This is a genomic window from Enterococcus gallinarum (assembly GCF_021496385.1).
Taxonomy (GTDB): Bacteria; Bacillota; Bacilli; order Lactobacillales; family Enterococcaceae; genus Enterococcus_D; species Enterococcus_D gallinarum.
The window spans coordinates 2,508,467-2,523,345 of sequence record NZ_CP050816.1 but is presented as its reverse complement, the minus strand read 5'-3'; the positions used below and the strand labels follow the sequence as shown (position 1 = coordinate 2,523,345).

13 protein-coding genes are annotated in these 14,879 nt (G+C 39.2%); 12 read left to right on the top strand and 1 reads right to left on the bottom strand.

The window, feature by feature from the left end; translation table 11 throughout:
- Window positions 1-74: 74 nt before the first annotated feature.
- The 4 genes from tyrS (at window position 75) to HED61_RS12425 (ending at window position 3,807) form a co-directional block, all read left to right on the top strand.
- A complete protein-coding gene (gene tyrS, locus HED61_RS12440; protein ID WP_081131618.1) occupies window positions 75-1,337 on the top strand; it encodes a tyrosine--tRNA ligase in 1,263 nt (420 codons plus the stop codon).
- An 89-nt stretch (window positions 1,338-1,426) separates the two neighbouring features.
- Window positions 1,427-2,338 carry an AEC family transporter gene (locus tag HED61_RS12435; RefSeq protein ID WP_219645000.1) on the top strand — a complete coding sequence of 304 codons (912 nt, stop codon included), beginning with the start codon at window positions 1,427-1,429 and terminating at the stop codon, window positions 2,336-2,338.
- Between the two features lie 101 nt (window positions 2,339-2,439).
- Complete coding sequence (locus tag HED61_RS12430) at window positions 2,440-3,330, top strand: deoxyribonuclease IV (protein WP_219645001.1); 891 nt, start codon at window positions 2,440-2,442, stop codon at window positions 3,328-3,330.
- Window positions 3,331-3,420: 90 nt separating this feature from the next.
- Window positions 3,421-3,807 (top strand): cytidine deaminase family protein, encoded by a 387-nt coding sequence (locus tag HED61_RS12425; RefSeq protein WP_029486697.1) that lies wholly within the window; start codon window positions 3,421-3,423, stop codon window positions 3,805-3,807.
- Between the two features lie 93 nt (window positions 3,808-3,900).
- On the opposite strand, the gene HED61_RS12420 is transcribed toward HED61_RS12425, so the two are convergent.
- Entirely contained in the window at window positions 3,901-4,518 is a 618-nt protein-coding gene (locus tag HED61_RS12420) for an FMN-dependent NADH-azoreductase (protein WP_005471177.1), read from the bottom strand.
- Window positions 4,519-4,676: 158 nt separating this feature from the next.
- Between HED61_RS12420 and HED61_RS12415 the strand changes: the two genes are divergently transcribed.
- The 8 genes from HED61_RS12415 (at window position 4,677) to HED61_RS12380 (ending at window position 14,879) form a co-directional block, all read left to right on the top strand.
- Entirely contained in the window at window positions 4,677-5,372 is a 696-nt protein-coding gene (locus tag HED61_RS12415; protein WP_003126248.1) for a response regulator transcription factor, read from the top strand.
- Complete coding sequence (locus HED61_RS12410) at window positions 5,369-6,316, top strand: sensor histidine kinase (protein ID WP_219645002.1); 948 nt, start codon at window positions 5,369-5,371, stop codon at window positions 6,314-6,316. The genes HED61_RS12415 and HED61_RS12410 overlap by 4 nt, the downstream gene beginning before the upstream one ends.
- Window positions 6,317-6,406: 90 nt before the next feature.
- A complete protein-coding gene (locus HED61_RS12405; protein WP_003126250.1) occupies window positions 6,407-7,180 on the top strand; it encodes an ABC transporter ATP-binding protein in 774 nt (257 codons plus the stop codon).
- Entirely contained in the window at window positions 7,152-9,236 is a 2,085-nt protein-coding gene (locus HED61_RS12400; protein WP_219645003.1) for an FtsX-like permease family protein, read from the top strand. The genes HED61_RS12405 and HED61_RS12400 overlap by 29 nt, the downstream gene beginning before the upstream one ends.
- A gap of 187 nt (window positions 9,237-9,423) precedes the next feature.
- Window positions 9,424-10,884, top strand: a complete 1,461-nt coding sequence (locus tag HED61_RS12395; RefSeq protein ID WP_219645004.1) for an LPXTG cell wall anchor domain-containing protein — start codon at window positions 9,424-9,426, stop codon at window positions 10,882-10,884.
- Window positions 10,885-11,194: 310 nt separating this feature from the next.
- A complete protein-coding gene (locus HED61_RS12390) occupies window positions 11,195-11,728 on the top strand; it encodes an adhesin (RefSeq protein WP_081131612.1) in 534 nt (177 codons plus the stop codon).
- Between the two features lie 412 nt (window positions 11,729-12,140).
- Window positions 12,141-13,664: a helix-turn-helix domain-containing protein gene (locus HED61_RS12385; RefSeq protein ID WP_175413559.1), complete on the top strand. Its 1,524-nt coding sequence runs from the start codon at window positions 12,141-12,143 to the stop codon at window positions 13,662-13,664.
- A 306-nt stretch (window positions 13,665-13,970) separates the two neighbouring features.
- Complete coding sequence (locus HED61_RS12380) at window positions 13,971-14,879, top strand: ABC transporter ATP-binding protein (protein ID WP_113849585.1); 909 nt, start codon at window positions 13,971-13,973, stop codon at window positions 14,877-14,879.

The following is a 14,879-nucleotide window of genomic DNA, read 5'->3' as shown; positions in this document are numbered from 1 at the left end:
ATGGGATTAAGGCTTTTCTTTAGGCGGATTTTCAGTTAATATGAACAGTGAGTAATGATTTAGGAGGAAAAAAAATGAGTTCAGACTTTTTTGAAGAATTAAAAGGTCGTGGTCTGGTTCATCAGACTACTGACGAAAGTGCATTGATCAAACAATTAAACGAAGAGTCTGTGAAACTATATATTGGGTTTGATCCAACCGCTGATAGTTTGCACATTGGCCATCTTTTACCGATCTTGATGCTGCGCCGTTTCCAACAACGAGGACATGTTCCTATTGCATTAGTAGGCGGAGGAACAGGGATGATTGGGGATCCATCTTTCAAGGACCAAGAACGGCAATTAAATACATTAGATACCGTCAAGGAATGGTCTCAAAGTATCAAAAATCAATTGTCTCGTTTTATTGACTTTGAGGATCAAACGAATCCAGCAATTTTAGCCAATAATTATGACTGGTTAGGCGAATTAAAATTGATCGATTTCCTACGTGATGTGGGGAAGAACTTTACCATCAACTACATGATGAGCAAAGAAAGCGTAAAACGCCGCATTGAAACGGGAATTTCTTATACCGAATTTGCTTACCAATTGCTGCAAGCCTATGACTTCCTAAATCTTTATGATGAACATGGCTGTCTATTGCAACTTGGAGGCAGTGACCAGTGGGGAAATATCACGTCAGGAATTGAACTGCTACGTCGCGAACGAGAAGTCCAAGGGTTTGGTTTGACGATGCCTTTGATTACTAAGGCAGATGGTACCAAGTTTGGTAAAACTGAGGGGAATGCAGTTTGGCTAGATGCCGACAAAACAACACCTTACGAATTTTATCAGTTTTGGATCAATACGGATGACCGTGACGCTGTGAAATTCTTGAAATACTTCACTTTCTTATCCCTTGAAGAAATTGCAGCAATTGAAAAAGAATTCTTAGCTGCACCAGAAACACGAGTTGCCCAAAAAGCGTTGGCCAAAGAAGTGACCACATTAGTTCATGGTGCAAAAGCATATGAGCAAGCTGTTCATATTTCTGAAAGCTTGTTCAATGGGGATATCAAAGGACTGTCTGCTGACGAAATTGCACAAGGATTCAAAGGGGTCCCAACCTATCAAGTCTCGAATGATGATGAGTTAAACATTGTAGAATTGTTGACTACTTCGAAAATCGAAGCATCGAAACGACAAGCCCGGGAAGATATCCAAAACGGGGCAATCTATGTGAATGGCGAACGCCAACAAGACTTAAATTACGTGATCAACGAAGAAGACCGTATCGGCGGCAAATATGTTGTTATTCGCCGTGGGAAGAAAAAATATTTCTTGTTGACATTTTAGCCAGTTGCTAGAGAGTGAAATGAGTAAAAAGCGAACCGCTGAGTGGGTTCGCTTTTTTTCAAATCAATAGAGGAGGAAACAGATCGTTTATGGGACAATTATTTTTGAATGCCGCTGGTCTCTTTGCAATGATCTTTTTGGGGTATTTTCTTAAACAGCTAAAGGTCCTATCAAAAGCGGATGGATCTATTCTGTCTCGGGTGATCCTCAATGTCACTCTGCCAGCAGCAATCATTCTTAATCTTGCCGATATGCAGATCCAAATGGACGCACTGGCATTAATTTTAATTGCGGTAATCATCACGTTCGTGCAGATTATGACTGCCTTTTTCCTAACCAAAAAAGAGAATGATGTGTTACGTCAGTTTTCGATGTATTGTGGCTCCGGATTCAATATCGGAAATTTCGCGATTCCTTTTGCACAAAGTTTTTATCCATTAGGAATCCCCTTGATTTCATTGTTTGATATGGGTAACAGTATTATGTTGGCAGGAGGCACCACCATTTTGATTGAGTATCTAATCGGGAAACGGACAGTTTTTGAGCCAGGAAAAATCATTCTTAATTTATTACGATCGCCAACCTTTACTTGCTATTTATTCATGTTGCTGATTCGCAGCTTTGGGCTCTCATTACCGCAAGGGGTGATCCAGCTAGTCCAACCTATCGGTAATGCCAATACCTTTCTATCGATGTTCATGATTGGTTTGTTTTTAGATTTTCGTTTACCGAAACATGCTGCTGCAACGGTAGGAAAGATTTTGAGTTTGCGTTATGGAATCGGTTTGCTATTATTTCTCTGCTTTTTCTTTTTACCTCTTCCCGCTTTTTTGAAGCCCGTGTTGTGTTTACTGGTATTTGCTCCAATTCCTTTATTCGGTGTGATCAATTCTGTATTGGCAGGTATGGAGGAAGAGGCAGTCGGCTATGTGTCTTCTATCAGTTTCTTGATTAGTTTGCCTCTCATGACACTCGTACTGATTTTATTTGGATTGGCTTAATATAGTGGATAAAATCAAAGAAAACGGCAAGCAAAAAACTAGCATGAATGAATGTTTTTTCGCATAATAGACAAGACTTATTTTTAGGAGGAAGACAATCAATGTTAATTGGATCACATGTTTCCATGAGTGGAAAAAAAATGTTGCTGGGAGCGGCAGAGGAAGCAGCAAGCTACCAAGCAACTACCTTTATGATTTATACGGGGGCTCCACAAAATACCCGTCGTAAGAAAATTGAAGAGATGAATATTGCTGCTGGACAAGATTTCATGACGAAAGCAGGCATTTCGAATATTGTTGTCCACGCACCTTATATCATTAATTTGGGAAATACCATCAAACCAGAAAATTTTGGCTTTGCGGTGTCGTTTTTACAAGCGGAGATTCAACGAGCACAGGCATTGGGCGCAACGCAAATCACATTGCATCCAGGAGCTCACGTTGGTGCAGGGCCAGAAGCAGGTATCAAGCAAATCATCAAAGGATTGAACGAAGTCTTGGAAAAAGGGCAAACGGCTCAGATTGCTTTAGAAACGATGGCTGGTAAAGGAACGGAAATCGGACGCAGTTTTGAAGAAATTGCTGCAATTATTGATGGTGTTACGCTGAATGAGAAGCTTTCGGTGACGTTTGATACTTGCCACACCAATGATGCTGGATATAACGTCAAAGAAGATTTTGATGGTGTCTTAAATGAGTTTGATAAGGTCATTGGACTGGATCGTTTAAAAGTAATCCATGTCAATGATTCCAAAAATCCCCAAGGCAGCCATAAAGATCGGCATGCGAATATTGGTTTTGGAACGATTGGTTTTGAAGCATTGAGTAAAATCGTCCATCATGAACAATTGAAACAACTCCCTAAAATTTTAGAAACTCCTTATGTTGGAGAAGACAAAAAGAATAAAAAAGCTCCTTATGGTTTTGAAATCGCCATGCTGCAGCAACAAACGTTTGATCCAGACTTGTTGACTAAGATCATGGAGCAATGAACCACATTATCCTATGGCGTAAAAACAGTCTAACCTAGTCTGGAACTGTTTCGATTATTGAAGAAAGAATGGGTTTAGCAGGAGGAATAGATGGAGTTTGATGAATTGATTACTTTCGCCCAAGCGAAGATTGCACCAAGAAAACTGTCTCCCTGGGCAGAATCCGGCGGTGTTGCAGCAGCCATCCTTACCAGAGAAGGGAACGTTTTTACTGGAGTGTGCATTGACACTAGTTGTTCTATGGGTTTTTGTGCAGAACATGCAGCTGCAGCAGCTATGATCACTGCGGGAGAACATCACATTGCAAAAGTTGTGGCTGTGGACTGGCAGGGGCATCCGATCTCACCTTGTGGTCGTTGCCGCGAGTTTCTCAGTCAGCTGTCTGAAGACAATCTTTCTGCGCAAGTCTTGACGAAGGCGGGCAGTCTGCCGCTTGCTCAGCTTTTACCACTTGATTGGAAAGACGGTCTTGTTTAACAGTAATAAAAAAATCTCAGGAATAAAGCTGTCCCATAACTGCTAGTTCGCATTGTTGGTTCGCTTATCATTCCTGAGATTTTTAATTTTTTATTAGAATTTTTTTGCTGCTTCTGCCACTTTTTCTAGGCCGGCTGCAATGATTTCTTCTGTTTTTGAAGGGTCTGCATTGTGACCTTCAATGATTACTTCATCGCTGATCGTCATGCCAAACATACCACCAAATACTTTTTCCATAAATGTAACAGCACTTTCCATGCCGCTCATTTCACCTGAGTAAACACCGCCACGGGCATTTAACAAGACAACTTCTTTGTCTTTCAATAATTGGTTCATAGATCCATCTTCATTGTAGGAGAAAGTGAAACCGGCTTGGAAAATATAATCGATAAATGTGTGCAATGCCGCAGGAATCGTCAAGTTCCACATAGGAAATGCAAAGACAATCGTATCTGCTGCTGCAAATTTATTCATGACGTCTTGACGGACGGTCATCAATTCTTGTTCTTCTTGGTTTAAATCTTGTTCTTGTGCTAATTTTCCGAATGCTTCGAACAATGTTTGTCCGATATAAGGCATTGGTTGTGCGTAAACATCAAAAGTAACTACATCTACTGCTGTTCGATCTAGATTTTCTACAAAAGTATCGAACATTTTTGCAGATACTCCGTCAGGACGGTTATTTGCTTTTACAACTAAAACATTTTTCATCAATTTTCCACCTTTTAGATATATTTAACATGTCACGAGAAATAGTATACTATAAAATCATTTTGCTTACAATAAATAAGTAGACAATCTTTTTCTGATTTTTTTAAGGAAGTGATCCGTTGCTTTTGGTAAACTAGAAGTACTTCAGGAGGTGCACTGTGAAAATATTTCTAATTGAAGATGACAAGTCATTAGTCAAAATGATTGAAAGTCAGCTGTCTCGCTATGCCTTCGAGACCTTTATTCCGCAGGATTTCGAAAAGATCTTGGAAGAATTTCATAGAATAGAGCCAGATTTGGTTTTGTTAGATGTTAATTTACCTTTTTTTGATGGTTTTTATTGGTGTCAAAAAATCCGCGAGCAATCCTTGGTACCCATTTTGTTTATTTCGGCTCGTGACGGTAATATGGATCAAGTGATGGCACTTGAGTATGGAGCAGATGATTTTCTGATCAAACCGTTTTCTTATGAATTACTCTTAGCAAAAATAAAAAGTCATATTCGGCGAGTATATGGAGACTATGCACAGAGCAATCGTGCTCGCCAACTAAAAGCTGGGGAATTGATTTATTATCCTGAGGCTTTAAAGATGAATTATCTAGAAAAGGAAGAAGTGTTAACTGTTCGTGAAGGAGAATTGCTTACTTTACTAATGATGGCTTATCCAGAAATGGTCTCCAGAGAACAGATCTTGAATAAATTATGGGACGATGAACGTTTTGTAGATGATAACACATTGTCAGTAAATGTTGGTCGTCTGCGAAAAAAAATGGTAAGTCTCGGTCTTGATGAACCAATCCAAACGATTCGTGGAAAGGGTTATGCTCTTTTTATTGCAGGGAGACCAGAATGAAAGAATATTTGAAAGTTCAATTACCAGCAATTGCTTTATTTGGGATGTCGATTGCTTTGATCCTTTTGCTCGTTTGGTTAGATGGGTATCGCAATGGTTTTGTGATCGGCTATGGCTTACTATTAGTGGGCTTGTTAGCGATAGGAGTTTTCACGATTGATTATCTCGCCAATCGCAGTTTCTACCACTATCTAAAAACAGGATTATCTGGAAGAAGCGCTGGTTACTTAGCTAGAAGAGTCAAAAAGCTTTTAGATGACGACCATCATCATGTACAAGAGCAACTAGCAGCGATTGATGCCCATCATCAAACCCATATCAAATTTATGAATATCTGGGTCCATCAAATGAAAACACCAGTCTCAGTCCTAGAACTGATGGCAGAGAGTAGTCAAATTGACCCTTACGATCTTTTAGCAGAGACGGATCGTTTGAAAAGCGGATTAGCCACAGCCTTGAATTTTGTTCGTCTGGAAGATTTTGAAGAAGACTTTTTGATTGAATCAACCTCCTTATTAGCATTGATCAAGCAAAGCATCGGTGAACAGAAGCGCAATTTCATCCGGCATGAAATTTATCCGAAAATTAAGGATGAGACTGATTTTTGGATAACAACAGACAAAAAATGGTTGCAGATTCTACTTTTTCAATTGATCAGTAATGCCGTCAAATACTCGAATCCCAAAGCAACAGTCACTTTTGCATTAGATGATGCGAACAGAAGTCTGACGATTACAGATACAGGTTGTGGCATTTCAGCGGCAGATTTGCCACGAGTGTTCCGACCTTTTTATACCGGTGACAATGGACGGCAGCGGGGAGAAGCTACCGGTATGGGACTCTATTTAGTCTCTCTCATTAGTCAAAAACTCTCGATTACGGTTACGATTGCTTCTGAAGTCGGTCAAGGGACTGTCCTGCAATTAGAATTTCCCGAGAGCTAACGAAACTTACAAAATTGTAAGTTATCTTTCAAACAATCGATAAGTTTGTTTCAGAAAACCTGTTACACTGACAGCAAAGGAGTGAGTGCTATGGCTTTACTAGAGTTGAAAAATATCACTAAAACGTATACTGGTGAAGTATCTGTGGAAGTGTTGAAACAAATTGATCTCAAAGTGCCTGCCGGAGAATTTATTAGCATTATGGGTCCTTCTGGCAGTGGTAAAACCACCATGCTGAATTTAGTTGCGACTCTGGATCAACCAACATCCGGCTCGGTCATCATCAATGGCGCCCAACCGCTGACATTGCCAAAACAACAGCTTGCTGAGTTTAGACGCCGACAGTTAGGTTTCGTGTTTCAAAATTATAACTTATTGTCTCCGCTAAATGTGGCAGAGAATGTTATGCTGCCCTTAACATTGGATCGAGTACCGGTTGATGAGATGAAACGGCGCTGTGAAGCGCTTTTGACAGAGTTAGGAATCAATGACAAAAGAAAAAAACGGATCTATCAGTTGTCCGGTGGAGAACAGCAGCGTGTTGCGATTGCTCGAGCGCTGATACATCAGCCAGAACTGTTGCTTGCGGATGAGCCGACAGGTAATCTAGATTCTAAAGCAGCCCGTGATGTCATGGAAATTTTGAGCCGAATGAACAAACAGCGACAAGTGACAACGATGATGGTTACCCATGATCCCTATTCCGCAAGTTTCTCTGATCGTGTTGTTTTCATCAAAGACGGCAAACTTTACAATGAGGCCTATCGCGGAAGTGATCAGCAACAATTTTACCAAAAAATTCTTGATGTTCTTGCACATCTAGGAGGTCGCCGTCATGAATTTCAGACAGTTGATCATTCGTAATTTAAGAGGTAACTTCCGCACCTATGCTGCTTATTTCGTAAGCAGTACATTTGCTGCCATGGTTTTTTATATATTTAGTCTGCTTTTGCTCCATCCGCAACTAAAAGAAAACTTGTCAGCGAGCGATACCATTTCCAGTCTAGCTAAGATGGGATTAGCGGTTGCTTTAGTAGTAATTGCATTTTTATCTTTGATGTTTCTTTGGTACACCTTTGTTGTTTTCTTAAAACGTCGCAAACGCGATCTCGCGATCTATCTCATTTTAGGGATTGAAGAGAAGGATTTGCGAAGGATTCTATTTATTGAAAATGCGCTATTAGGATCGCTGGCCACCTTTCTAGGGGTTGGCTTAGGAATTTTGGGAACAAAGCTATTATTGCTTGTTGCTCAGAATGTGATGCATCTCAATCGCGGATTGTCTTTTATGGTTCCATTGACTAGTTTGGGATTAACAATCGGCGTGTATCTTTTGATGTTCCTGCTGATCTCATTTTTTAGTACGCGTGCTTTACAAGGGGAAAAGATCATATCATTGATCAAAGAAAACGAGAAGCCCAGGCCGGAGCCTGTGAGTCGTCGGATCTATGCATTCCTTGGGGTGCTTTTGCTCTTTGTCGGCTACGGATGTGTGTTTTATTTTTCTTTCAAAGCTGACGGTTTTTTGATTCTTTTATTAGGCGTTTTGTTGACGGTAGCAGGCACGATCTTGTCCTTCTATCAGTTTAGTGTTTACTTATTGAAACAACTTAAAAGAAGTCCTTCTTTTTTACAAGGAACACGCTTGTTAACGATTAGTGAATGGATTTTTCGTATGCGGGACAATGCGGCAATGTACAGTCTGATCGCCATTAGTACATCAGTGGCTTTTGTAGGAATAGCAGTAATGATGGCGATTGGCAACACTTCGTTTTCTTCGATTCAAGGAATTAGTGTAGCGTATGTTTTTTCGGAATACGAAAAAGATGAAATAGGTAAAACGAAGGCTTTTGAAGTGAAAGAAAAATTGGAAGCGCAAGGCTATCATCCGGTTATGGAACAAGTGGATCTCATTGAGACCTACACAAATCTTGAAAATCCAGCGATTGCTACTGATCCATATTACATGAACAATGCATTTTCATTGATGCGAGAAAGTGATTATCGCAAATTGATGAGCCAAATCGGAGAAAAAGCTGAACCTGTTATGGATGATCAAGTGCTTGAACTTAGCAGCAATTATTCAAGACGTAAAGAACTGTTGTCGGTTGACCAAAGCCAACGACAACATGTGTATCCGCTGGAAATTGGCGGAGATAGCGATTTTCAGCAAGATATGACGATCGTTCATAGTCCCTCAATGCTTTCGTTGAACTATTTTGGCCTTGGTGTTGTAACTGATCAAACTTTTGAGAAGTGGCAAAAAGAAATTGATGATTCTGAAGATTCGGGAGGATTTGTTTGGTTAGATTACCCCGAGTGGGCAGACGATCCTACGTTAATGGATGGTATCAATCAGCAAATCGATCAAGAAAATAAAGAAACAGATGAAAAAGTATCCGCTATCTACGATGAATTAGGAGCAGACAAAGTCAACGAGATGTCCGATGAAGAGTGGTCAAAAGCACTTGAAGGCATTCCGTCTCATATTGGTTATCAATCAAAATACAAAGTTTTCCAGGAAACACGTCAAGGCAATGGTCTCATTTTAATGATCACTGTTTTACTGGGCTCCGTTTTCTTTATTTTCTCTGCATCAATCATCTATTTCCGCCTGTTTGCGGATCTTGACAAGGACGGCGCTTACCATCGCTCCTTGCATGTGCTTGGTGTTTCACCAAAAGAACGGCATAAAATTCTGCGTCATCAGCTACAAGTTATGTATTTTTTGCCAACTATCGTGGCAATGATTCATTTTGCTGTTGCGATGACCGCACTGCGTTTATTAGTTGAATTGCCCGTTTGGCAGTTCTATGGTGAAATCGTAGGTATTTACTTATTGTTCCAAGTTATTTTTTATATTTGTTGTCAACTACGTTATAATCAACAAATTGATCGCTATGCAGATCCAACAGAATAATCAGTCAGTCTTTTTCCAAAACCTATCGCTTTGTTTGAGTGATAGGTTTTTTTCTGTGCAAAGCAGATGATTAATTTGAAAGTGAAGCCCTGCCTTGTGATATAACTCGCACAGTTCGTATGATTTGCTTCTGAATTTTCCATAAATTATACTGACGGTGACCTATTAACTATCAGGGAGGGATCACATGCTTTCAAAGATTGCAAAAGTACTTGTTGCTCTGTTGCTAACTATCCCCATTTTTACCGGTATGGAAATCGTATATGGAGAGACGGATGTGGGGGCAAACTTAATCACTGATGTATCCGTTGTCAATAGTCAGAATCAAGAAGTGACGACTTTAGATGAAGACGAATCTTTCAGAATTGATCTCAAATGGAGTCTCGAAGGATTAGGTGACTTAAAGGCCGGGGACAAAGCGACGATTATCCTCCCAGTAGAGATTGAAGGTGTCAATAATAGCTATGAACTGTATGATGAGAACGGTCATTTAGTAGTAAATGTCACCCAAGTTGGGAATCAGCTTACTTTTGTATTTACTGAGTTTGTTGAGCAGAACAACAATGTGCATGGAGACTTTTACTTTTGGACAAAATTTAGTGAAGACATTACTGTCGATCAGATCAATCAACTCGATTTTGAAACAGTTAATGGAATTAAGACAATTCCTTTATTTATTCGAGGGGTTGAGGATACTGGAACAGGTGCATTACTTACGAAACAAGGGCTGTATCTAGGCACACAAGAACCCAAACGAACGATTGATTGGCGTATTTATATCAATTCTTATGATACGAATAAGGTTTCAATTAAAAATGGGAGATTCGTTGATACTCTTGGACCCCATCAAGCATTGATCAGCACCATGGCACGAGTGGTGTATGGTCCAAGCGTAACTAATCCCACTTATGTTGACCAAGTCCCAATTATGCTTAATTCAGACGGCACTTTTGAAATTCCTTTGCGGGATACGAGTGAGAGAATCTATATCACCTATAAAACAGAAACTGATGGGTCTTTGGAGCAATATACAAACAAGGGAACCATTCAAGCATTGATCAATGATTCAGCAGCAGTCCACACAACTACTGGCTACACGCCGAAATATGGAGGCGGGGGCAGTGGTACCGGAGAAACGAGCACTTCAAGCGAAAGCACGACCGCAAGCAGTGAGAGTACAACAAGTAGCACAAGTAGTGAAAGTACGACCGCAAGCAGTGAAAGCAGTGAGAGTACAACAAGTAGCACAAGTAGTGAAAGTACGACCGCAAGCAGTGAAAGCAGTGAGAGTACAACAAGTAGCACAAGTAGTGAAAGTACGACCACAAGCAGTGAAAGCAGTGAGAGTACAACAAGTAGCACAAGTAGTGAAAGCACGACCGCAAGCAGTGAAAGCAGTGAAAGTACAACAAGTAGCACAAGTAACGAAAGTACGACCAATAGTATAAGTAGCGAGAGTGCGACTTCCAACAGTAATGGTAATAGCGTGGACAATTCTTCATTATCCGTTCCTAAAGTAAGTCAGAGTGGGGCACCGCCAAAGAATGGAGGGAATCCTCAATTACCGCAAACCGGAATGACCAATGATAAATGGATGATTCTCGGGGGCATGCTTTTGATTTCTTACGTTATCTATAAACGAAAATAAAAAGAAAAAATGAATTGGAGATTGGATGAACGTGTGAATGTATCGCTTCAAATCTAATATCCTTACAGATTTAAAAGGCTGAACATAAGAAGAGACAAAATATTGATCTAGTTAGTGGTAGTTTGCTGCTGGATTTTTCGAAGAATTCACTGCGACTTTTTGTCTTTCTTGTGTCAGTCTTTTTTGGTTGTTTTCTGAAAAATGCCAATTTCCACCTGATTCTGTCTTTTTTTTGGCGCGTGGTTACCTAAAAAAACTACTATAATCTCATTATCAAGTTAACCTGAAATAGATTTAGGAAGTGAGGCAAATGAATAAAATCCCCTTGTTGATTGCTTTTTTTATTATTTTATTTATTGTTTTCTTTAAAATAGATAGTTTGGCAAATGAACGAGCTCCCAGTAAACTATCTTTGACTTTACGAACGAACCGTATCATTTATGATGAGCAGTCAAAGTGGATCACGATACCTATTCGTCCGAATAAAACACGATCAGCCAAATCGGTTCGAGCAGTGTTAACTTATGGTTGGGATGGTAAGGGTACTGAGAATAAGGTCATTGGTGAAACGACTTTAACGAATGTAGAATGGGTTTCCGGTATTGAGAATTTTTTAAGAATTCGTGGAGATTTACCAATGTCTGAGATCAAGTGTAAAAACAAAGTGGATTTAGTGATTGTTTACGATGGTGACGTTACAACTATAGAGAATTTAAAGCCAAGTAAATGGATTATTGTTGATCTACCGTCTTCTTCTGAGAGTTCCAGCATTGACACTAGTATACTTAAGGAGACGAGCAATCCCAATAGTCTTTCCTCATACGATAATAATGATGAAAATTAATTGTGGCAGGACAAACACTCAGAACAGAAAAAGACATTTAAGAAGTTCATTTAATATTGTAAATAAAAAAGCAGTCGCTGCTGATAATGAAGTAAATAAAGAATAGACAGATTGGCATGTAAACTCTCTTGAGAGATTGTCGCAAAAAGGCAGCACAAGCAAAATGATTGGAAATTTCTTCCCCAGAAATGAACAGTTACAATTTATTCGGCTCAACAAATCGCAAGATTTGTTGAGCTGATATTTTTTAATAAAAGACTTTGACGGGTAGTTTGACAATCGTCCCTTTGAAGTGGTATGATCGCAAAACATTCACTAACTTACAATATTGTAAGATCTTTTTACTTGTCCAGATGAAATCAAACTTAAATGAAGGCAAAGTTTGAATAACTATTTAAGCGAGGGTCAATCAGTGTTTCATGTATTATTTGACACAACAGAAAAACAAATCAACCAGTTTCTCACCTATTGTTATGAAAGGAATCAAACAACTTATTCAACCAAAGAGCTGATGGCTGTGTTTAACTATAAAACTAGCAAGCTATTGTCTGTTATTCAACAGGTAGAACTATTTCAGGAGCAATATTCTGAGTATACGGTTAATTATCAATCAGAATCAAAAACTATCAAGATAGAATTTTCACCTAGATTTCTGCTAAGCAAAGTTTATGCAATCTTGGTGGAAAGAACTGTCGGATTTACCTTTCTTGATTTGTTGTTTAAGGGAAAGTACCACTCATTAGAGCAATTAAGCCAAGAGACATATAGCAGTTTACGGACGATTCAAAGAAAATTGACTGAATTGAATCAAGTGTTAGCAAATTATCATTTATCATACAGTTTAAGAAAAGGAAATCCACTTGAAGGAAAAGAGTACTACATACGTTATTTTTATCATGTCATGTATTGGCAGTTGTTTGATGAAACGGATTCAGATCTTTTAGCAACGATAAGGGACAAGCAAACTATTGCTACTCAAATTGAGCGTCACGCTCCTTACATGCGAAAAATTGATTGCAATAAATTTTTATCTCTGCTGGCTATTTCATTGCAGCGAATCAAACAGCAACATTTTATCGTAGAAATTCCTGATGAAATAACGACTTTCGAGCATCCATTGATGACTAAAAGAAAGTTCACCGAATGCATACTGGCACCTTTTTTTCAGGCAAATGTTTACGCTGTGAGTGATCTCACGGACGAAGAAATCAGTTTTCTTTATTTTATGTTTGCAGTAATGAATACATATTTGGAAGAGGATCTGACTGAAATCCATCAGGATTGGTTTGATAATGAGCAGTATTCGACTGAGGAGATCATTATTGACAAACTGTCTGCATACTTTGATTTGGCACTCACTTCGAAAGAAAAAAATTATTTATTGGTCAACTTACTCATGATTCATTCCTACTCATCAGTTTTTGGAACAGAACATAAAATAGATGGGTTTGGAAAACAAACGCGGGAAAGTGAGCTTGAAGCTTATTTTCCAGTCATGTACCCAACGATGAGACGATTTTTGATCGCAATAAAAAGAGAAATCCCTCCACTTGTTGGTTTTGCAAAGAAGAATGATCGTCTTATCTTTCAATACTGCATGCTCGTTCGAACAGTCTTTATTAAATATGAGCGTCCAGTAACTTTTTCTATTCAATCGAAATTTGGCAAGACACAAGAATTATGGATCAAAAATCGATTGTTGAACACCTCCCATCGAGCAATCCAGCATGTTCCTTCAGTTGATGAACCAGATATTCTAATCAGTGATTACCCGATCTATCGCCAGCTAGGGGCAAACAAACAAATGGAGATTTTTTATTGGAATGGTCAGCCCACCAGCAGTGACTGGGAACGTTTGAAAGAAAAGATTCATAAAATTCGGAGCGAAAAGCATAAACAGGTTTTTGACAGCCTAAGTTTCCATCAGTTTTCCTAGCAGCAGGTGAATTATTCACATTTCGGAGAAAACACCTCTTTATAAATTTATATGTTCAGTCCAATTCCCTCATTTGTTAAATGATAATTTGATTTCTACTACGTTTATTTTTATTAAATCATGTCATTAATTTAAAATCCCAATTTGATGAAGCTGGCTCGTATTCTTTGAATTTCATTCGGAAGTAAGAAGACCAAATTGAAAAGATCATTCTTTTTCCTGTTGACTTTTTAATACTCTAGTGGGATGGTAGTAATAACTATTATCATGAAAGTAAAAAAATAGCGAATAGGAAGTAGGGATGAAATGACAGAAATACTAACACTGAAAAATGTATCGAAACTGATTGGAACCAAGCAAATCATTGATAATGCTTCTTTCTCAGTGGAAAAAGGGCAAGTGGTCGGGTTATTAGGACCGAATGGTGCGGGTAAGACGACGATTATTCGAATGATCGTTGGCTTAATGAAGCACAATAAAGGCTCAATTACGATCATGGGGAATTCCCTAGAAACGTCTTTTAAAGCAGCCATTGCCTCGGTAGGAGCGATTGTAGAAAATCCTGAGTTCTACAATTATCTGACTGGTTACGAGAATTTGATGCAGTACCAGCGCATGGCGAAGACAAAAATGACGGCAGTTGAGATGGATGACTTGATTCGCCAAGTTCATTTAGAAGAATATATCAATCAAAAAGTCAAAACGTATTCACTAGGGATGCGCCAACGATTGGGTGTGGCGCAGGCATTAATCCATCGTCCTACTCTCTTAGTATTAGATGAGCCAATGAACGGACTTGACCCAAAGGGTATGAGAGAGTTTCGGGAAATGATTCTCATGTTAAGAGAACAGGGTGTTTCTGTTTTAGTATCGAGTCACCAATTAAGTGATATCGAACAGATTGCAGATCATCTGATCGTTGTCCAAAAAGGGAAAGTGACCCATCAAGTCGCGATGGATACCTTGAAGGCAGAAAAAAGCCTACTGATCATCAAAACAGATGACGATCAGGAAGCATTAAATGTCTTGAAGACTAAATTCCAAATCGATGGGCTTGCTTTGACTGATGGATTACAGATTTCACTTGAAACGGATAATCGTTCTGAGATCGCTGCTGCCCTCGTTAATGCAGGGATTGGTTTAAAGGAAATGAAATTGCAGCAATCTTCGCTGGAAGAAACATTTTTGGCTTGGACGGAAGAGGGAGGGCTCTAG